The organism is Chrysosporum bergii ANA360D, from assembly GCF_029891735.1.
Classification (GTDB): domain Bacteria; phylum Cyanobacteriota; class Cyanobacteriia; order Cyanobacteriales; family Nostocaceae; genus Umezakia; species Umezakia bergii.
In genome coordinates this window covers 34,636-53,826 of the sequence record NZ_JANQDH010000024.1, presented here as the reverse complement: position 1 = coordinate 53,826, position 19,191 = coordinate 34,636, and the positions used below count along the sequence as shown (strand labels likewise).

The window sequence follows — 19,191 nt, the reverse complement described above, 5'->3', positions numbered from 1 at the left end:
ATTTCTGAATTTTTATATTTTAATTTTTTCTAGTGTTTTTAAATGTTCTACTAAGTCCAAAGATAAATGATAAGAATCAGCGAGTAATTTATCTTCTTCTTCATAATTCTCGACTAAATCGTCTGCCAATAAAACTAAAATTTTCAGCATATTATTAATTTTCCCCTCAATTTCCTCGAAAATATATATAAAATTATCATTTACCGGTGACGATTGCCAAATATTTTGTAGTTGAATGCTCTCCTGAAAAACCTCAAGGTTGGTGATAATTCTCAATGTGGATTTATAAGATTCGTTGAGTAATTCATTTCGTTCTTGGGCATCATCTACTAACCCCTCAGTTAATAATCGTAAACAACCAATTACAGAATTAAGTCGCCTGCGAATTTCGTAAGATACGCGAATCAAAATTTGACTATATTGACCAGTCTTGCTGGTTTGTTCACCAAATTGCATGGAGTGGAGGCGGGAGTAGTAACCACCTCTTTTTAAAAGTTCTTCATGGGTTCCTAACTCTACTACACTTCCTTGATCAAATACGGCAATTTGATCAGCTTTTTGGACTGTAGAAAGGCGGTGTGCAATTACTAAAGTGGTGCGATCGCGGCTGAGATTATCTATAGCAGCTTGCACCAAGCGCTCAGAAACAGTATCTAATGCTGAGGTGGCCTCATCTAAAATCAAAATTTCAGGATCTTGTACTAAAGCACGGGCTATGGCTAAACGCTGGCGCTGTCCACCAGATAACATAACACCGCGATCGCCAATCAAGGTATCTAGTCCTTGGGGTAATTTGCTGATAAATTCGTAAGCATTTGCTTGTTTGCTAGCGGCGATAATTTCTTCATCGTTGGACTCTGGTTTTCCATAGGCGATGTTATTTCTTACCGAATCATTAAAAAGAAAGGTATCTTGACTAACAATACCCATACCCCTCCGCAGAGATTTTATGTCTAAATTACGTATATCTACCCCATCAATAGCAATATAGCCAGAGGTAGGATCATAAAATCTTGGTAAAAGATCAGCTAAAGTTGATTTACCAGCACCAGAACTACCCACCAAAGCTAAAGTAGTACCTCGTGGTAAATATAACTCTACATCCTTCAGCACTAATTTATCATTATTAGGGTATGAGAAAGATACATGATTAAAATGTATTCCCTTTTTTAATTTTGTGTAGGGTATATCACCACAAACCATAAAAGGCTTGTTATCCCGCCTTAAAAAGTCAGCTACAACTTCTACACTGGCTGAATTATTGGCAAAGCTACTGCGAAGAGAATTTAACTGGGAAACAAAAGGAAGTAGTCTGAGTATTAGTAACAAATATGTCAATAAAACAGCTGAAAATGAAGCAACTTGCTCCGCAAATAAAGTTTTTCCTATAAAAACAATTAGTATTAAGCATATGACCCCTGCTACTTCAGTGGTTGGCGCAATAATATTGTAATTAACTTGAGATTTAAATTCTGCTGTTTCCCGGTTTTGAATTAGCTCGTTAATTTTGTGATATGTTTTTTCTTCATTGGCAGTAGCCTTAACTAAGCGAATTCCACTGAGTGTTTCTATCAGACTAGATGTCTGAACCTTAGACATTTCTGTCAGTAATTTACCAAAATATTTTGACCGATAAATTGCATACTGATTTATTAATGTAACAAAACCCAGCAACATTGTAGAAATAACAGTTAATTCCCAAGATATTGATAATAAAATAAATACAAAAACCAGAATTGTAATTAGATTGATTATTAATTTAATTATATTATTCAATGAAGTAGCCGCCCGGGAAACCTCCCCATTAACCTGTGTCATTAAATCACCAAGTTTCATTTTGGTGTAATAACTGATATCAATATCTAGTAATAATTTTACACCAGCCCTCCGCATATCCGATGTTAATATACGCGATACAGAACTAGATGCCAAAACACTGGCATAGCTGGACACATTTTTCAAAAAAATTATCAATATAATTGTTCCAGACATCATTAGCATTCGGTAATTTTCTGGAAAATTATCAAAGGGGGATATAATAGATTTAATAATTGGCGGAGCATTAGTAAAATCGATTTCTTGCCCGACAATTTTTAAAATAATTGGCACAATCATTGCTGTGCTAATACCATTAAATAAAGCCCCTGAAAATCCCAAAAGTATTGTTAAAGATATTCTTCCCGGATAAGGTTTAGCAAACTTTAGCAGCTGATGAATGGTAGACATAGGTAATTTGAGAATAAATTGTTCAATTGTAAATATCAAATAAGCTACGTGATTTTTAACGTTATTCGCCCCGACACAAATACTATGTTAATATTTGATCAAATATTGGAGATAAGGTTGATGCCATAGTATCAATACTATAGTTTTTAACACACCTTGCCCTTGACATTTTACCTTTTTCACTAGCTTCCTCTAAATGATGAAATATCCATTGGATTTTATCAGCAATTTGTTCAGGGGAACCAGGGTCAACCAAATAACCAGTTTCATCTAAAATTTCCGGGATGTCTCCCACTCTTGTAGCCAAAACAGGCTTGGCCATGGCCATGCCATCTGTTAATTTGATAGGAAACTGCGCTCTAGCCACAGGTGTATCCCTCTGGGGAACCACAACCACATGGGCAGCCGCAACAATTGCCGGCATATTCTCCACTGCTACTGGAGGCAGTTTAATAATCCAACGTCCCCAGCGTTCAATTAGTTGGTCGTCATAGTCATCATAGGGATTACCACCCACAATTACCAATCTCAAATCAGATTCATTTAACTGATCAAGTGCCATTAAAACATCTTCTAGCCCCTTATGTGGTCGAGGCGCTCCTGGGAACATGAGGACACGATATTGTTCTAAGCCATAGCGTTGTCGGCTGACCTGGGGATCGAACCTTTGGGGGTCGAACAGCCTGGTGTCTTTACCATTGGGAATGTAACTACCACCAAAACGGTTGAGCAAAAATTTAGTGTCCGCTGTCAGGGCATTGGCTTGATTGATCAATAACTCCATGCGCTGTAAGTAGAATGGATGGTCTGGATTTCTTAAAGCTCCTTGTTGTTTGAAAATGTCTCTGGCTAACTGTTTCAATGTGGGACGATAGCGCCACTCATCCCCCCCGTGCCAACTTAACTCCCAATCATCAATATCTAGAATTACAGGTTTGCTGCGGAGGATTTTGTTAATTAAAGCCACACCGTAGCTTGTGGGTTTTGGTTTGACGGCATAGACAATATCACCATCAATTTTTGGCAACAGCCGCCTTACTGAGCCAAAAAACTGTGGATAATTGCAACCGGGTAAGCAGTAAATTGGTAGGTTAGATGGAGGAGCAGGATAAATTTTTTCTCCAAATAAAAAACCTAAAATTTCCACTTCATAATTTAGTTTCTGACATACCTGACCAAGCAAATATGCCCGATCAACTCCACCTTTAGAGAAATTAGGTGTCAGAATGGAAATTTTTAACTTGTTTTTTTGCCGATTCATACATGATAATTAAGATTAATTAAGTAATCAGACGGAATTAATTATACAACTGATTTTTCTGTTCCCTGTTACCTCTCTGAATGAGTGAATTTAATTTTCTCCAACTAATTAATTTGTGATTTCTCGATAAATCTCTACCATCTCAGAAGCTACATCTTCCATTGTCCGCACTGGCTGAATACCTTGACGTAATTTGGTAAGTAAATCAGGGTCTTGGGCGAAGTTAGCAATGGCATCACTCCATTCTCCTACATCTTGAGCAGGAACCAACCAACCATTAACCCCATGCCTAACCAACTCGGCAATTCCTCCCAAATTTGAACCCAGTACAGGAGTGCCAACTGCTTGTGCTTCCAAAACAACAAGAGGCCCTGTTTCTAACCATTGTGATGGTACTGCCAGAAGATCAAAACCAGCGAGCGCCTCTCGCACTCCTGAGCGTGATAGAGGTTCAGCAATGCGAATCCGGTCATCATCAGCAGCAATTGCTAAAACTTTTTCTCGATTGCTTACACCGTATTTTTGCGGATGGGTGGCATGAATAATTAATTCTACAGCCACATCAGCAGGTAGACGATGTATTGCTTCTGCTACAACTTGCACCCCCTTAGTTTCTTGCCAGCGCCCCAAAAAACCAATTTTTAAAGTGGCGTTGTTTGCTTTCCTTGGTGCTAACTGCTCTGGAAAACCTGAAGCAACACCTTGACGGCAGAGGATGAGTTTGTTTTCCGGAACTTTGTTTAAGCGAAAAGCGTCATATTGCCATTGACTGGGCACAACAATCCGATCAGCGAGTTTTACTAATTCCATCAGATGGCTACGATGTTGAGATATTTGGGCAGGAATACTCAAAGTCTTACCGAGTTGGCGGAGTTTAATACTTTTAAAGCCACGCAATTTAGTTTCCGCAGCCATACCCACATGGAGGGGAAATTGGCTTAGTGTGGCCATCGCCCAAGACGGAACCCTCTCTGGAACACCTAAACAACGACTACAACGAGTTGGATCAATCAAGCCATTACAGGCTGCTTGACCGTATTGCATCATTGTACCCCGCATACAGAGAGTTTCAGGCATATGGAGAGTTACCACAGTTGCCATAGCCAATTTCTTAGCCATAGCCAGATGAGGTAAACCACAGTCAAAACGCCAAGAGTGTTGATGGTAGATATCGGCTTGATGATCTTTTAGCCACTTAGCAAAAGACTCAAATCCTCCGTGGGGTAGTTGTTTATGCACCTGGATCTTAGTCTGGTGAGCAAAAACAGGATAGCGATAGACAGGGATGTTGTTATGTTGGTAGGTTTTTTCCTCAATGCCATACCAGGGGGCTGCAACTACAGCTTCAATTCCATGTGTTTGTAGTTGTTGTAATAGGGAATCTATGTATACTTCAACACCCCCTGATGTTTCTGGAAAATACCAAGAGCTTGTGTGGATTAACTTCATTTATGAACCCATAAATAAAAATACAGTAGCCTGTGGCTTGTCGATGGTGGTGCAAATAGTTAGGATGATTCTCCCTTAACTAACTACAGTTTAAGATGACTGATAAATAAGCAAAATATCTACTCAACAAGAGAAACAAAACTCATGCAGGTCATCCGTCTTCAGGCACTATCAGACAACTACATATTTTTGCTACACGATAGTCAACAAAATATAGCTTCTGTCGTCGATCCGGCGGAGGCTGAACCAGTATTAACAAAGCTGGCAGAACTAAAAGCCGATTTGGTAGCAATTTTTAATACTCACCACCATAACGACCATGTGGGTGGAAACAAAGGGTTAATCAAACATTTCCCGAACTTGACAGTGTATGGGGGAGCCAAAGATCAAGGCAGAATTCCCGGACAAAAGGTATTTCTCCGAGAAGGCGATCGCTTCCAGTTTGCCCATCATACCGCAGAAGTCCTCTTCGTTCCTGGACACACCCGCGCTCATATCGCTTACTATTTCCCCCCGGTAACATCTACTGAACCGGGAGAGTTATTCTGTGGTGATACCCTATTTGCTGGCGGTTGCGGTCGTTTGTTTGAAGGAACACCGACACAAATGGTAGAATCCTTGAGTAAACTACGCTCCCTTCCAGATCATACCCGTGTTTGGTGCGCCCACGAATACACCTTAAAAAATTTGCAATTTGCCTTAACTGTAGATAGCGACAATACTGAATTACAAAGGCGCTACGAACAAGTGAAGAACTCCCGTAGTCGCCAAGAACCGACTGTTCCCTCATTATTGGGAGTGGAGAAACTCACTAATCCTTTTTTACGTTGGGAACAACCATCACTACATTTACTGACCAAAACTAGTGACCCAGTACAAACCTTTGCTCGTTTACGGGGAATGAAAGATAGATTTTAGTTAGTTCACTACCCTAAACCAAACCCTGATTTACATACCTCCAGAAAAATTATCCTTAAATCACAGATGACAAAAAAAGCCCTCATTACTGGCTTAACCGGACAAGATGGCTCCTATCTAGCGGAACTTCTTTTAACAAAAGGTTACCAAGTATTCGGACTCGTTCGCCGTTCCAGCACCAGTAACTTAGAACGTATTAGCCACCTTTCCGGTAACATTCACATAGTCCCCGGTGACTTGTTAGACCAATGCTCCTTAATGGATGTAATCACAGAATCACAACCAGATGAAATCTATAACCTCGCTTCTCAAAGCTACGTCCCCCTTTCTTGGACTCAACCCTCCCTCACAGCCGAATACACAGCCCTGGGTGTTTCCCGTCTCTTAGAGTCAATCCGTCGCTGCAAACCAGATGCTAAATTTTACCAAGCATCCAGTAGTGAAGTTTTTGGTCAACCAGACGAATCACCCCAAACTGAACGCACGGCTTTTCGTCCCCGTAACCCCTACGGTGTTGCTAAAGCCTATGCCCACTGGATGACTGTTAACTATAGACAAAAATACCATCTCTACGGCTGCTGTGGTATCACTTACACTCACGAATCACCCCGACGCGGTACGGAATTTGTATTTCGTAAAATTACCCATGCAGCCGCCCAAATCAAATTCGGTCTGGCACATGAATTAAAATTAGGCAATTTAGACGCACGTCGTGATTGGTGCTATGCCAAGGATGCTGTTTATGCTATGTGGTTGATGTTACAACAAGAGCAGGCTGACGATTATATTATTGCCAGTGGTACCACTTACTCAGTAAGAGAACTGGTAGAGTGTGCTTTCAACTGCGTTGGTCTTAACTGGCAAGATTATGTTTCAGTTGACCCTGCATTTTACCGTCCCGATGAACCGGTGCAGTTAGTGGGTTCTGTTGATAAAATTACCAAAGAGTTAGGCTGGCAACCTGAACATACTTTTGAGCAAATGGTTAATTTAATGGTTGATTACGACTTGAAAAAATTGAGGGACAGCCTAGCTTAAAGATTTTCATGTTTAAGTTTGTAGTTGAACCACCTCTGTAAAGTTGACATCAACTGAGGTGGGTTTTATATGGCTAAAATTGCTACCACACAATCACACAAAAAAAACATTTAAGCTTATTTAATGAAAACATCGGATAATTCTTACTCTCATCCCCTAATTATCAACTTATCCATTCTCTTATCACAACCGACGGGTATCAGTAACTATGCTGAAAATATTTTTCCTCATTTAAAATCTCTCCAACCCACCTTACTAATACCACAAAAATACTCTGAATTTAACTGCTATTCAGTCCCAAATAACCTCACTCCCGCTCAAGGTACAACAGGTCATTTGCGACGCTTATTGTGGACACAGTTTAAACTACCGCAAATCTATAAAAACCTAAAATCTCGGTTATTATTTTCCCCCATCCCGGAAGCACCCCTGAGTAGTAACTGTCGTTTTGTGGTCATGTCTCATGACTTAATACCCTTGCGCTTTCCCAAGCCTTTCTCACCATTAACACCATATCATCGCTACTATACTCCCCAAGTTCTCCAACAGTCTCAACACATTATCTGCAATTCCCAAGCTACAGCCGAAGACCTGATCGACTTTTACCAAATTCCCGCCAGCAAAATTACCCCCATTCCCCTAGCTTACAATCCCCTGAATTTTCGCCTGCTCAAAGAAAAATGGCAAGGTGGTCAACAATATTTTCTGTACGTTGGGCGACATGACCCTTACAAGAATTTACACCGACTAATTGCTGCTTTTGCTGCCCTAGCCAATAAGAGCGAATATGAACTATGGTTAGCGGGACCCATCGATCCGCGTTACACTCCAATTTTACAAAAGCAGGTTGCAGAACTGGCAATAACCCATCAAGTCAAGTTCCTTAACTATGTATCTTATGAAGAATTACCAAAAATCATTAATGATGCCATCGCTTTAGTTTTTCCCAGTTTGTGGGAAGGGTTTGGTTTGCCAGTACTAGAAGCCATGGCTTGTGGAACTCCAGTCATTACTTCTAACCTTTCTGCTTTGCCAGAAGTGGCTGGTGATGCGGCAATTTTGATTAATCCCTACAACATAGCAGAAATTAGCGCGGCAATGCAAATTGTAGCTGAGGATATGAAAGTGCGATCGCACCTTTCCACTCAAGGTATAAACAGAGCCAATCAATTCAGTTGGGAAAAAACCGGACTAGCTACCGCCGAAGTTTTATTACGTTATTTATGAATGTTAGGCTAAAGTTATCTTGTTACCAACCTTGTTAATAAATCCTATGGTTGTGCCAACTCTTCCCCGGCAATATTCAATAGAAGAATACCTAGAACATGAAGAAACTGCTGAATACCGCAGCGAATATCGCAATGGGGAAATTATCCCTATGACTGGAGGCTCGATTAATCACAACCGAATTATCCGCAACCTGAGCAGACTTTTGCAGTTAGGATTACAAGGTCAGCCTTATGAAGTATTTCTCAGCGATCTCCGCCTCTGGATTCCTCAATACCGACAATACACATATCCTGATCTTCTGATCATTAAAGATGACCCTATTTTTCAACCAGGACGCACGGACACAGTATTAAATCCCAGTATTATTTTTGAAGTACTTTCTAAATCCACCAGTAGTAGAGATAGAGGAGATAAATTTACTTATTACCGTTCTATCCCTCAACTCCAAGAATATATATTAATTGACCAATATCAAATTCATATTGAGCAGTTCAGCAAAACTCCAGAGGGTAACTGGCTGTTGAGAGAATTTGACGATGAAGATGGAATTTTAAGTTTGGCTTCCACAAATAGCCAAATTCCCCATCGCCAGATTTACGAGAGAGTTAAATTTGAACAAGAGTCAGAGTAGATGCCCGCAGTAACTCATTATCACACCATCCATTAGGGAGTTCCCACAGCCCCTGAGTAAACTAAACCCCGTTGTAAATCCAGAGTTAAAATTGCTCCATCATTAATGACCTGGGTTGCGGTTTTTACACCCACAATCACAGGCACACCGAGACGCAAGGCAATTACTGCCGCGTGACTAGTGAGACTATCATCTTCTGTAATAATCCCAGCAGACTTACGAATCGCGTCTACAAAATCGGCATCAGTACGGGGTGCAACCAAAATATCCCCAGGATTGAAATTACTCACATCCATAGCAGTGTGAGCCACCCTGGCACGACCACTCACCGAACCTTGCCCCAAGCCAATACCTTGACCTAGAACAGCTGTTACCACCTCAACCTTAAGCAAATCCGTTGATCCGGAGACTCCTTGCAAGGTACCTGCAGTCATTACCACTAAATCACCTTCACATAAGTACTTATGCTCTTGAGCTACATTAATAGCAGCTTGAAACGTCTGCCCAGCGGAAGGTAGCCCCAGCACTAACAACGGTTTGACCCCCCAAACCATCTGTAGCTGACGTGCCACATTGACATGAGGTGTCACAGCCAAAATAGGTGTACGGGGACGGAATTTAGACACATTACGAGCTGTAGCCCCTGTTTGGGTCAGGGTCATAATTGCCGCGGCTCCCAACTGTTCGGCAATTTGTCCCACCGCTTGACTAATGGCATTGGGAATAGATCGGCGATTATTCCGACCCGAAGGAACCACAGAACCCAGCATTTCTTCCTGTTCTATACGTTCGGCAATCCGTGCCATTGTTGCCACTGCTTCCACTGGATAGTTACCCACAGCAGTTTCATTAGATAGCATTACCGCATCAGTACCATCTAAAATCGCATTAGCCACGTCTGAGACTTCTGCACGTGTGGGACGGGGGTTATTCACCATACTATCCAACATTTGGGTAGCTGTGATAATGGGAATTCCTAGGCGATTAGCTGTAGCAATGAGCCGCTTTTGCAGTACAGGAACATCTTCTGCTGGTAGTTCTACACCTAAATCACCTCTAGCAACCATCACGCCATCACATAAAGCCAGAACTTCTTCCATTTGTTCAATGGCTTCGTGTTTTTCAATCTTGGCAACTACTGGGACTTGTTTACCTGTACTGGAAATTAACTCTTTAATTTCTATCATGTCCTGGGGGTTGCGGACAAAGGAAAGTGCTACCCAGTCTACACCTTGATCCAGACCAAACATGAGATCCTCACGGTCTTTGTCGGTCATGGCCTTAATTGACAGGTAAACACCGGGAAAGTTTACACCTTTGTTGTTAGACAATTTACCTGCCACGGTAACGCGACAATGTAAATCGCCTTTGTCACGGTTAATATCCTCAACTACCATTTCCACCCGCCCATCGTCCAGGAGGATTTTCGCACCCACTGGCACTTCTGCGGCCAGATGCTCGTAGGTAACGCAGCTAATTTCTTGTGTGCCTATGACTGGGCGATTTGTCAAGGTGAAGCGATCGCTTTTTGCTAAAATTATTGACCCATTCTCAAATTTACCTAAGCGAATTTTTGGACCTTGCAAGTCTTGGAGAATTGCCACGGGTTGATTTAATTCAAAGGCAGTTTGCCGAATTAAGCGAATACTACGCTGATGGTCGGCATGGGTACCGTGGGAGAAGTTGAGGCGCAGTGTCGTTGCACCCGCTTCAATAATTGCCTTGAGCATTTCTGGGCTGCTAGTGGCAGGCCCGATTGTAGCAACAATTTTTGTCCGGCGTAGAGTGTCTCTTAATTGCATAAGGGCTAATTCTAGGGGGCTATCTCTATCTAGAGATTCATAGTAAGTTAAGGGGCGTTTTGTTTTCCGTCACTGCTATATCCATAACCAGAGATGCAGAGGACGAATGGGGTGTGAAAGTAACTCCAACCATAAATCATTAAATTTCCCCTTCTTAATATTTCCCAAGATTTGTGAGATAGAGTAGATATCGTACACTAAACTTGTTACATCCTCCGCAAGAGAGATTTTTTCATCAACCCTTTAGTGGCTGTTCCTAGCAAGTCCTACTGATCAAAAAAATATCTTATACATTAGACTTATGTGGATTCCAAGAATTTTTGATGCTTCTCTTGGTTTGACATATTTGACGATGAATGATTATATTATCTCATTTTTTATCGCTCTGTGCCTTAAATTTATATTTAAAGGAAACCCCCTCAGTTAAGACAAGCTTAAATATTTCTAAATAAAAGCTTACAAAAGTTTATAATTTACTCATAATTTTTAATCACAGAAGGAGTTAAGAATGCTAGCATTGGAGGCACAGAAGTCACTGAAAATACCACCCAAGGAATTTTTAGCGCCTCCTGGTGATTTTAATCCCACGCTGTTGCTGTTTTTAACAACGGTAACAATGCTGGTGTTATCTAACTTTGGTTACTGGCTATGGCAATGGCCACACTGGTTGTGCTTTAGCATTAACACCATCGCTTTACATTGTGCCGGCACAGTGATTCACGATGCTTGTCATCAATCTGCCCATCGCAACCGGGTAATTAATGCCATGTTAGGGCATGGTAGCGCTTTGATATTGGCTTTTGCCTTCCCAGTATTTACACGGGTGCATTTACAGCATCATGGCCATGTGAATGATCCCAAAAACGATCCAGATCATTACGTCTCTACAGGCGGTCCCTTGTGGTTGATAGCGGTACGTTTTTTATACCATGAGGTGTTTTTCTTTCAGCGCAGACTGTGGCGCAATTATGAACTATTAGAATGGTTCATTAGCCGCTTAATTGTTGTAACAATCTTTTATATTTCCATTCAGTACCACTTTTTAGGCTACATTCTCAATTTCTGGTTTATCCCGGCGTTTTTGGTGGGGATAGCACTAGGGTTATTTTTTGATTATTTACCACATCGTCCCTTTGTAGAGCGCGATCGCTGGAAAAATGCCCGGGTTTATCCTGGTAAACTGCTCAATATCTTGATTTTGGGACAAAATTACCACTTAATACATCACTTGTGGCCTTCTATTCCTTGGTACAATTATCAACCTGCTTATTATGTAATGAAGCCATTATTGGATGAAAAGGGTAGTCCTCAGACATCTGGGTTATTGCACAAAAAAGATTTTTTTGAATTTGTTTACGATGTTTTTGTGGGAATTCGATTTAATCGTCATCACCAATAGAGATTAGCTGTCAAGCAACTAAATCTAATATAGGTAGGACTTACGCAACTGGCACAGGCCATTGGCTTTGCCAGTGCCGTAGGCAATCGCTAAATTACAGTACATTTGTATGATAAAAGTAATGCAACTGGCACAGGGTAATGGGTGGCTGAGTTGATAGTACATGGAACAATCGCATACATTGGCTTTCTAGTTCAATATATCCCTAATTCCTCAAGCATTTTCCAACGATTCCCCTTTCAAACAACGTTCCAGTGCATCCGTCACCAACTTATTAAGATTTACCCCCCGTTTTTGAGCAAATAATGCCGCTTGACGATGAAGTTGGCTACCTACACGCACATTAAAACTACCCTTAAATGGCTTCTCAGGCTCAATCCCTTTTTTTTCACAAAGAGCTAAATAATCATCAATTGCTTCCTGAAAACTAGCCCTGAGACTAGCTACATCTTCCCCTTCAAAACTAATTGAACTGCGGATATATTCCACCTGTTCATAGAATATTTTATCGTCATCACTATAGTGAATAGACCCGAAATAATCCTTGTATTGCATCATGTTATTCATAGCAATTCTTCCCCTTGGAGAATCTCGATAATCTGTTCAATACGTACCGAATAACCCAGCTTTTGCTATCCTTGATACTCCCCCGGCTTGATAGGGTGGGGAGTGTCAATAGTTCAGTAGCAAGTTGCTGTGAAGCGTCAAAAATCACTGCTCCTTTAGTCAGTTGAGTATGTCAACTGACTACATGATGTGATGGTTGTAACGACTGGGGCAAACTCCAGTCAGGACGTAATTTAGCAGCTTGGCGCAAATAAATGTGATTAATTGGTGTAGAGGCTGGCAAGTAAGCGTGAATGAGAAAGCGGATGCAACGCTGTAGACTCCCTTCTACGTGCATTTGTTGAACATCTAACATAGCTACATTATCCCAACCAGAACGCGATCGCGCGATGGCTGCCGGAAAAATCGCATCTAAATCACGTGTCACCGAGAAAGTAACACTAATCATCTCCTCTGGCTGGAGTTGATTTCGGTGTTCTAGTTCATCGATTAATTCCGTTACCGCTTCTGTAATTGCTTCAATGCTGTTTTCAGAAACTGTTGTTGCCCCGCGAATAGCCCGCATTTGCCACTCCACGCCAAAATCCTCCTTAATTATTCACCAGTGATCAGTCATGAGTCATTGATCAAAGATTATCAACCAATAACTGTGTTAATCATTTATGGTCGATATAACCACAGTGGTAGACCATTAGTAGACATTTCAAATTCCAGCCAATCAATCCCCCTCCCAAGTCCTGATGAAAGCTGACGACTACCGGGTAGAAACCGACTCAATAAAGGTTTGCGTTCTTCTAGCGTATAACAAGGTGCTTTCTCTGGATCAAGACCCACCATTTCTGCTGTCCAGCAGCGTGCATCCTCTTCGGTTCCCAGACGGTCTACCACACCTAATTCTAAAGCCTGCTCTCCGGTAAAAATCCGACCATCAGCAAAAGTTTTTACAGTTTCTACTGGCAAAGAACGGGCTTCGGCGATGGTGTGAACAAACTGCTGATAACTGATGTCAATCAACTCTTGCAGGATGGTTTGTTCTGATGTAGTTAGTTCTCGGTCAAATGCCAAAATATCTTTATAAGGTCCAGACTTGATCACTTTGAAGGAAACACCAATTTTTTCCAGCAAGCGTTCTAAGTTGTTACCTCGCAAAATCACGCCAATACTCCCAGTGATTGTACCAGGGTTAGCCATGATATGTTCGGCTCCCATGCCAATGTACACACCGCCAGAAGCTGAAATATTGCCAAAGCTGGCGACAATTTTGATCTTCTTGCGTAACCTTTTGAGAGCGCTGTAGATTTCTTGAGAATCTCCCACTGTACCCCCAGGACTATCAATGCGTAGGAGTAAAGCGGGAAATTTTTTCTCTTCTACGGTTTTTAGGGCTTCTAACACGCGTTTGCGAGTAGAACTACCGATGGCACCAGTAATTTCAATCCTGGCAATTTGTTTACGAAACTTGGACTTGAAAGGCCAGATCATGGGCAGTTAAAAAACTTCTGTAATATAATTAATATAGAACTCTCAACGCTTAAACGACCTTATTATTCTGTGAAAAAAAATAACTAGACCATTAAAATATTGAGAATTTGAATCAAATTCCCATATTAGCATTTTGATCTGACCAAGTTTGCTCACACAACACAAGTTGTCAGTTTTTAGCAAATATTAATTAATAATTTTTTAAAAAAATTAATTATAAATAGATTCAACAACAGTCAAAAGTTAGTTATGACGGCTGTCCCTTATAGACTTGATTTCCCAGTTTACCTGTCCCAACATAGTTGGGTTTATTCCCAGTCATCCATCTGTAATAAATCAAGAATCAATGCGTAAAATATGACAACGGTAGTAGGCATAAGTATCAAATAGTGCGCCAACGAAACTACAAGTCAAACTAATAATTACTAATCCATGAAAGGGATTACCACTGCCAAAGATAACGAGAAAATGCATAATTTGAGTGGTGACGGCCTCAGTTGCTTCTTGTAGGGGAGAAAAGTTACCCATGAGGGTCAAAAGCAATAGCACACCACCAACCAAAGACATGGGAGCGATAAAACTAAAAAACATCGTCAGCAGCAGGGAGCGGAGAAAGTTGGTGAAAACAGTCATTTGCAGCAAACTCCATGAGTAAGGTGAACAATATCTTATCTTCCACAATAGGCGCGATCGCTCCTGATCAGACTATATGTCAAAAATCTTAAGTTTTCATTAAAAAAAACAACCTTTAGTGAAATCAGATCACTTGAGGGCTAAAAAATCCAAAATTCTATCAAACCCATGCCCAATAAAGCTTTGACTCAATCATATTCCGTAAGAATGGCGGCAAAACAGAAATTACACAACTTTACTTTCTGAGATCAGCTTTAAACTAAGTTAATGTTTCAATGAGTGGGGGCAAAAGAGAAAAACTTCTCAATCTCATTCCCCGATCAACAACTATTCTTAATCCAGTTACTGAGTTAGCTAAAAAACATTGAGTGACACTAAATCAAAATCCAGTTTAGGAACATGGAGTCAGCGACTGCTGGCAGCGATTTTCCTGGGTGGACAAGTAATAGTTCACCTGTTGAAGGGAAAAATTAATTGGCGCAACACTGTAGAGCAAATGGCAGCTGTTGGCCCGGACTCTCTATTTATTGCCCTGTTAACTGCTGTGTTTGTTGGCGCAGTGTTTACCATTCAAGTGGCGCGGGAGTTTATTAACTTTGGTGCTGGTAATCTCGTAGGGGGAGTGTTGGCAGTAGCATTGACACGAGAACTATCACCCGTACTAACAGCAGTGGTTTTAGCAGGAAGAGTGGGTTCTGCCTTTGCTGCGGAAATAGGGACTATGCGGGTAACTGAGCAAATTGATGCTTTATTTATCTTAAAAACTGATCCAATTGATTATCTCGTCATCCCCCGCGTGCTTGCTTGCTGTCTCATGCTGCCGATTTTAACGCTTCTATCTTTGATTACAGGCATTTTAGGAGGATTAATTATTGCCGCAAATATATATGGCATTGCTGATACTGTATTTCTAGACTCGGCTCGTAACCTTGTTGGTATTTGGGATGTAATCAGCGCTTTAATTAAAGGGTGCTGCTTTGGCTCCTTAATCGCCGTGATTGGTTGCAGTTGGGGTTTGACCACAAAGGGAGGAGCTAAAGGCGTGGGACAATCAACCACAACTGCTGTTGTGACTTCCTTGCTGATCATATTTAGCAGTAACTTTTTTCTCTCGTGGTTAATGTTTCAGGGCATGGGGAGTGCATTGCTGCAAGGGTTTTAAAATAAGATAGATGTCTACTAACAAAACAGGATGGGAAACTGTGACCAGTTCATTTGCGCCTAAATCTACATCAACTGTGGAACTCCAGCCTAGTTACAATATCCCTGTGGTGTTGCTGATTGCTGCCATTCCATTACTGGTGGTGCAACTTTGGCTAGGAGTGGTCATGGGATTGTTGGGTTTATTTCTTTTATTGCAAACTGTAACAATTAGGTTACACTTTACTTCTACAGACCTAGATATTTACAGAGGTGAAAAATTACTGCGGCGCTTTCCTTACCAGGAATGGCAAAATTGGCGGATCTTCTGGGATAGAATTCCTATCTTGTTTTATTTTAAGGAAGTTAACAGCATTCACTTTTTACCGATTTTGTTTGACCCCAAAACCCTAAAGTCTTGTTTGGAAGAACGTTGTCCACGGGTATAACTGCTTTTATCATTACGGCCATTAGGCCGTGCTGACCAGTTTGGAAAGTTATTTATTTGCGTCATAGAAATTGCATTATTGTTTATGAACCCAGAGGAATCACAAACCCCAGAACAGATTGATGAATGGTGGGAACAACTACAAGAACCAAGCCCAAAGCAGGAACAGTCAGAAAATTTATCTGTAGAGTCAATCCTGGAGACAGCAACACCAACTTCATCAGTAAATACAGAAGTGGTGGATTCGGTCACGGAGTCCACAGAAGAATCAAGTGTAGAATTTACAGAAGAGTTAGATACAGAAACTCCTGTACTGGGGTCAAAAGTAGAATTAGAGTCCCAAGATAATTCACTATCGGCAGCAGCTGAGGAAAGGGTCGCCAAGTTACAACAGGAAGAAGCAGCGTTAAAGCTAGAAGTAGCCAAGCTACAAGCTTCTTATCAAAGCCTTCAGGAACAAATAAGTGCAAGTCAAACCTCACTAGCACGAATTGTACAAGAGTCGCTGGTACAGCTAGAACAACGCAAACAGGCTCTGCAAATTTCTGTAGAACAGCTAGAACGACGACAAGAACGCATTCGTAATGAAATGCGAACCACTTTCGCCGGAGCATCCCAGGATTTAGCAATTCGGGTACAGGGCTTTAAAGACTATCTGACTGGTAGTTTACAAGACTTGGCTATGTCAGCAGAGCAATTGCAACTAACACCACAAGTTGTAGTAGAACCACCAACACCAGCGGCTAAGGAGGTTAAACCCATCCCAGAACAGTTAGAAACACCGCAATTTGCCCAACAGCAGTTTCAAGATACTACCAATAAAATTCGCCGACTGATTGACCAATACCGCAGTAAACCAGATTATTATGGGCCGCCTTGGCAACTGCGCCGCACTTTTGAACCAGCCCACGCAGAACGAGTATCTAACTGGTTCTTCAGTCAAGGGGGGCGCGGTGCTTTGCGGAGTGTGGGCAGCCGCTTACAGAATATTCTCATTGCTTCTGCTGTGGCTTCTATATTACACAAGTTATATGGCGATCGCATCCGCACTTTGGTTTTAGCCAATTCCCCAGAACGTTTAGGTGAATGGCGGCGAGGTTTGCAAGACTGTTTAGGAATTGGTCGCCCAGATTTTGGACCAGACCGGGGGGTGGCTTTGTTTGAAGCACCCGAGGCTTTGGCTCAAAAAGCAGACCGATTAATGAAAGCTAATCAACTACCCTTAATTATCATTGATGACTCGGAAGAGCAAATTAGTTTAGCAATGCTGCAATTTCCCTTATGGTTAGCTTTTGCCCCTGATCCCAAAACGATGAAAAGTTCTAATGATGACTTTTAATAATCTTAAGCATAGGGAATGGGATGTATCAAAGTTTCACTGATTTAATTATGGCTATTTGGCTTAGTTTATGTGCTGTCGCTGTGATGGTAGCTTACCTATTGGGTTCCTTTCCCACGGGCTACATTACCGCCAAACAGTTAAAAGGTATTGATATTCGAGAAGCTGGTTCAGGTTCTACAGGTGCAACTAATGTACTAAGGACTTTGGGGAGAGGTCCGGGGGTATTGGTTTTAATAGTTGATTGCTTTAAGGGAATCTTAGCCATTGCTCTGGTGTATTGGTTGTTTGCTGTTGCTGCTACTCAAAATCTTATCCCCCCAACGGTAGATATCCAGTTCTGGCAACCGTGGCTAATTACTTTAACTGGTTTATTAGCCATTTTGGGACACAGTAAATCAATTTTTTTGGGTTTTTCTGGTGGTAAATCTGTGGCTACCAGTTTAGGAATTTTACTGGCGATGAATTGGCAGGTGGGATTAGCTACATTAGCTGTGTTTGCTGTGTTTATTGCTATATCCAGGATTGTATCATTGAGTTCCATTGCCGGTGCTGTGGCAGTTCCCATTTTCATGGGAGTTATGGATCAACCGTTACCCCATATCCTGTTTGGTGTTGCTGGGGGATTGTATGTAATTTTCCGCCATCGTACTAATATAGAGCGGTTGCTGGCAGGTAAGGAACCAAAAATTGGGCAGAAGTTACCAACAGAAAACACTACTGATAGCTAGCTCGCGGCTGTATTAATGGTCTCATTTACCTGTGAGCTTGACTAGACCAATGCCACCAAAGTACAGTCCTAATACTGCCCCTGCTAAGAGACTTTGGGTGAGGGGGTCGGTGGAAGGGGTGAGGATCGCCCCTAAAACTACTGCTGCCATAATTACATAGCGCCAGCCAGAAATCATCATTTGAGAGGAAACAATACCCAAATTACCTAATAATAATTGAATAATTGGTATTTGAAATGCTAAACCGGTGCTAAATAACAGTAGCAGCACAAATTCAAAGTATTTGTCAATAGACCAAAACTGATCTACTACATCTTCACCGTAACTGATGAAAAAATTTAAGGCTGCGGGTATCAGCAACAGGTAGGCAAATACTAAACCAGCAACAAACAGCACACTAGAACCTAAAACCACTGGACCGAGTAAGCGTCGTTCCCGGCGAGTTAGTCCGGGAAGAACAAACTGAATGATTTGGTAAAGAATGAAGGGGCTAGAAAGTACCAAGCCGCTATAGCCGGCGACTTTGATGGAGACAAAGAAATATTCTCCCGGAGCAAGTTGGAGAAATTTAACTCCCTGGGCTGGAACTTCTAATAACTTAACAATTGGCTTGACGGCAATAAAACAGCCAACCACACCAACTGCAACAGCAATTAAAGAATAGAAAATCCGTTGTCGTAACTCTTCTAGGTGGTCGAACAGGGACATTTCTACTTCATCTGGCAACTCATCGAGAGGATCAATTTCTGAGTTGCCGTATTCCTCTAGGTCGAGATTAGGAGTGGTTAGATCTTGTGAGGGCGTCATTAGTCGGGTTAATAGGCAACATTTGTTAACTATTGTATCTGGGGAAGCAGCGACTAAACTATGTTTTTGGCTGCATGAAGATTTTTGTAC

General features: G+C 41.5%; 18 protein-coding genes. 9 read left to right on the top strand and 9 right to left on the bottom strand.

Annotation, left to right across the window (positions count from 1 at the left end; all coding sequences use genetic code 11):
• Positions 1 to 12 precede the first annotated feature (12 nt).
• The 3 genes from NWP17_RS03790 to NWP17_RS03780 all read right to left on the bottom strand — a co-directional run bounded on the left by NWP17_RS03790 (position 13) and on the right by NWP17_RS03780 (position 4,936).
• Positions 13 to 2,226, bottom strand: a complete 2,214-nt coding sequence (locus tag NWP17_RS03790; protein ID WP_280653581.1) for an ABC transporter ATP-binding protein — start codon at positions 2,224 to 2,226, stop codon at positions 13 to 15.
• Between the two features lie 82 nt (positions 2,227 to 2,308).
• A complete protein-coding gene (locus NWP17_RS03785; RefSeq protein ID WP_280653580.1) occupies positions 2,309 to 3,487 on the bottom strand; it encodes a glycosyltransferase family 4 protein in 1,179 nt (392 codons plus the stop codon).
• A 108-nt stretch (positions 3,488 to 3,595) separates the two neighbouring features.
• Complete coding sequence (locus NWP17_RS03780) at positions 3,596 to 4,936, bottom strand: glycosyltransferase (RefSeq protein WP_280653579.1); 1,341 nt, start codon at positions 4,934 to 4,936, stop codon at positions 3,596 to 3,598.
• 144 nt (positions 4,937 to 5,080) lie between these two features.
• On the opposite strand from NWP17_RS03780, the gene gloB reads away from it, so the two are divergent.
• The 4 genes from gloB (at position 5,081) to NWP17_RS03760 (ending at position 8,753) form a co-directional block, all read left to right on the top strand.
• Complete coding sequence (gloB, locus tag NWP17_RS03775) at positions 5,081 to 5,854, top strand: hydroxyacylglutathione hydrolase (protein ID WP_280653578.1); 774 nt, start codon at positions 5,081 to 5,083, stop codon at positions 5,852 to 5,854.
• A 66-nt stretch (positions 5,855 to 5,920) separates the two neighbouring features.
• Entirely contained in the window at positions 5,921 to 6,892 is a 972-nt protein-coding gene (locus tag NWP17_RS03770) for a GDP-mannose 4,6-dehydratase (protein WP_280653577.1), read from the top strand.
• A gap of 123 nt (positions 6,893 to 7,015) precedes the next feature.
• Positions 7,016 to 8,119: a glycosyltransferase family 4 protein gene (locus NWP17_RS03765; protein ID WP_280653576.1), complete on the top strand. Its 1,104-nt coding sequence runs from the start codon at positions 7,016 to 7,018 to the stop codon at positions 8,117 to 8,119.
• Positions 8,120 to 8,165: 46 nt separating this feature from the next.
• On the top strand, positions 8,166 to 8,753 hold the full coding sequence (locus NWP17_RS03760) for a Uma2 family endonuclease (protein WP_280653575.1): 588 nt from the start codon (positions 8,166 to 8,168) through the stop codon (positions 8,751 to 8,753).
• Between the two features lie 32 nt (positions 8,754 to 8,785).
• On the opposite strand, the gene pyk is transcribed toward NWP17_RS03760, so the two are convergent.
• A complete protein-coding gene (gene pyk, locus NWP17_RS03755; RefSeq protein ID WP_280653574.1) occupies positions 8,786 to 10,555 on the bottom strand; it encodes a pyruvate kinase in 1,770 nt (589 codons plus the stop codon).
• A gap of 508 nt (positions 10,556 to 11,063) precedes the next feature.
• Here pyk and crtR point away from each other — a divergent pair.
• Positions 11,064 to 11,954: a beta-carotene hydroxylase gene (crtR, locus tag NWP17_RS03750; protein ID WP_280653573.1), complete on the top strand. Its 891-nt coding sequence runs from the start codon at positions 11,064 to 11,066 to the stop codon at positions 11,952 to 11,954.
• A gap of 213 nt (positions 11,955 to 12,167) precedes the next feature.
• Here crtR and NWP17_RS03745 read toward each other — a convergent pair whose 3' ends face one another.
• The 4 genes from NWP17_RS03745 to NWP17_RS03730 form a co-directional block, all read right to left on the bottom strand.
• On the bottom strand, positions 12,168 to 12,521 hold the full coding sequence (locus NWP17_RS03745) for a type II toxin-antitoxin system HicB family antitoxin (RefSeq protein WP_280653572.1): 354 nt from the start codon (positions 12,519 to 12,521) through the stop codon (positions 12,168 to 12,170).
• Between the two features lie 172 nt (positions 12,522 to 12,693).
• On the bottom strand, positions 12,694 to 13,098 hold the full coding sequence (aroH, locus tag NWP17_RS03740) for a chorismate mutase (RefSeq protein ID WP_280653571.1): 405 nt from the start codon (positions 13,096 to 13,098) through the stop codon (positions 12,694 to 12,696).
• Positions 13,099 to 13,181: 83 nt separating this feature from the next.
• Positions 13,182 to 14,003: a signal peptide peptidase SppA gene (gene sppA / locus NWP17_RS03735; RefSeq protein ID WP_280653570.1), complete on the bottom strand. Its 822-nt coding sequence runs from the start codon at positions 14,001 to 14,003 to the stop codon at positions 13,182 to 13,184.
• Between the two features lie 336 nt (positions 14,004 to 14,339).
• Complete coding sequence (locus NWP17_RS03730) at positions 14,340 to 14,636, bottom strand: hypothetical protein (protein ID WP_280653569.1); 297 nt, start codon at positions 14,634 to 14,636, stop codon at positions 14,340 to 14,342.
• Between the two features lie 364 nt (positions 14,637 to 15,000).
• Here NWP17_RS03730 and NWP17_RS03725 point away from each other — a divergent pair, with 364 nt between their 5' ends.
• From NWP17_RS03725 to plsY, 4 genes are all read left to right on the top strand, one after another.
• A complete protein-coding gene (locus NWP17_RS03725) occupies positions 15,001 to 15,798 on the top strand; it encodes an MlaE family lipid ABC transporter permease subunit (protein ID WP_280653568.1) in 798 nt (265 codons plus the stop codon).
• A gap of 10 nt (positions 15,799 to 15,808) precedes the next feature.
• Complete coding sequence (locus tag NWP17_RS03720; protein ID WP_280653567.1) at positions 15,809 to 16,225, top strand: DUF3119 family protein; 417 nt, start codon at positions 15,809 to 15,811, stop codon at positions 16,223 to 16,225.
• Between the two features lie 84 nt (positions 16,226 to 16,309).
• Complete coding sequence (locus NWP17_RS03715) at positions 16,310 to 17,563, top strand: DUF3086 domain-containing protein (protein ID WP_280653566.1); 1,254 nt, start codon at positions 16,310 to 16,312, stop codon at positions 17,561 to 17,563.
• Positions 17,564 to 17,613: 50 nt separating this feature from the next.
• The gene (gene plsY, locus NWP17_RS03710; protein ID WP_280653565.1) at positions 17,614 to 18,294 is read left to right on the top strand and encodes a glycerol-3-phosphate 1-O-acyltransferase PlsY; all 681 of its coding nucleotides are present in this window, start codon (positions 17,614 to 17,616) and stop codon (positions 18,292 to 18,294) included.
• Between the two features lie 21 nt (positions 18,295 to 18,315).
• Here plsY and tatC read toward each other — a convergent pair whose 3' ends face one another.
• Complete coding sequence (gene tatC, locus NWP17_RS03705) at positions 18,316 to 19,101, bottom strand: twin-arginine translocase subunit TatC (RefSeq protein ID WP_280653564.1); 786 nt, start codon at positions 19,099 to 19,101, stop codon at positions 18,316 to 18,318.
• Between the last annotated feature and the right edge of the window lie 90 nt (positions 19,102 to 19,191).

Bases quoted from the DNA above. Each gene is read 5' to 3' on its own strand.
- NWP17_RS03790 (WP_280653581.1), bottom strand. From the start codon at position 2,226: ATGTCTACCATTCATCAGCTGCTAAAGTTTGCTAAACCTTATCCGGGA.
- NWP17_RS03785 (WP_280653580.1), bottom strand. From the start codon at position 3,487: ATGAATCGGCAAAAAAACAAGTTAAAAATTTCCATTCTGACACCTAAT.
- NWP17_RS03780 (WP_280653579.1), bottom strand. From the start codon at position 4,936: ATGAAGTTAATCCACACAAGCTCTTGGTATTTTCCAGAAACATCAGGG.
- gloB (WP_280653578.1), top strand. From the start codon at position 5,081: ATGCAGGTCATCCGTCTTCAGGCACTATCAGACAACTACATATTTTTG.
- NWP17_RS03770 (WP_280653577.1), top strand. From the start codon at position 5,921: ATGACAAAAAAAGCCCTCATTACTGGCTTAACCGGACAAGATGGCTCC.
- NWP17_RS03765 (WP_280653576.1), top strand. From the start codon at position 7,016: ATGAAAACATCGGATAATTCTTACTCTCATCCCCTAATTATCAACTTA.
- NWP17_RS03760 (WP_280653575.1), top strand. From the start codon at position 8,166: ATGGTTGTGCCAACTCTTCCCCGGCAATATTCAATAGAAGAATACCTA.
- pyk (WP_280653574.1), bottom strand. From the start codon at position 10,555: ATGCAATTAAGAGACACTCTACGCCGGACAAAAATTGTTGCTACAATC.
- crtR (WP_280653573.1), top strand. From the start codon at position 11,064: ATGCTAGCATTGGAGGCACAGAAGTCACTGAAAATACCACCCAAGGAA.
- NWP17_RS03745 (WP_280653572.1), bottom strand. From the start codon at position 12,521: ATGAATAACATGATGCAATACAAGGATTATTTCGGGTCTATTCACTAT.
- sppA (WP_280653570.1), bottom strand. From the start codon at position 14,003: ATGATCTGGCCTTTCAAGTCCAAGTTTCGTAAACAAATTGCCAGGATT.
- NWP17_RS03730 (WP_280653569.1), bottom strand. From the start codon at position 14,636: ATGACTGTTTTCACCAACTTTCTCCGCTCCCTGCTGCTGACGATGTTT.
- NWP17_RS03720 (WP_280653567.1), top strand. From the start codon at position 15,809: ATGTCTACTAACAAAACAGGATGGGAAACTGTGACCAGTTCATTTGCG.
- NWP17_RS03715 (WP_280653566.1), top strand. From the start codon at position 16,310: ATGAACCCAGAGGAATCACAAACCCCAGAACAGATTGATGAATGGTGG.
- plsY (WP_280653565.1), top strand. From the start codon at position 17,614: ATGGCTATTTGGCTTAGTTTATGTGCTGTCGCTGTGATGGTAGCTTAC.
- tatC (WP_280653564.1), bottom strand. From the start codon at position 19,101: ATGACGCCCTCACAAGATCTAACCACTCCTAATCTCGACCTAGAGGAA.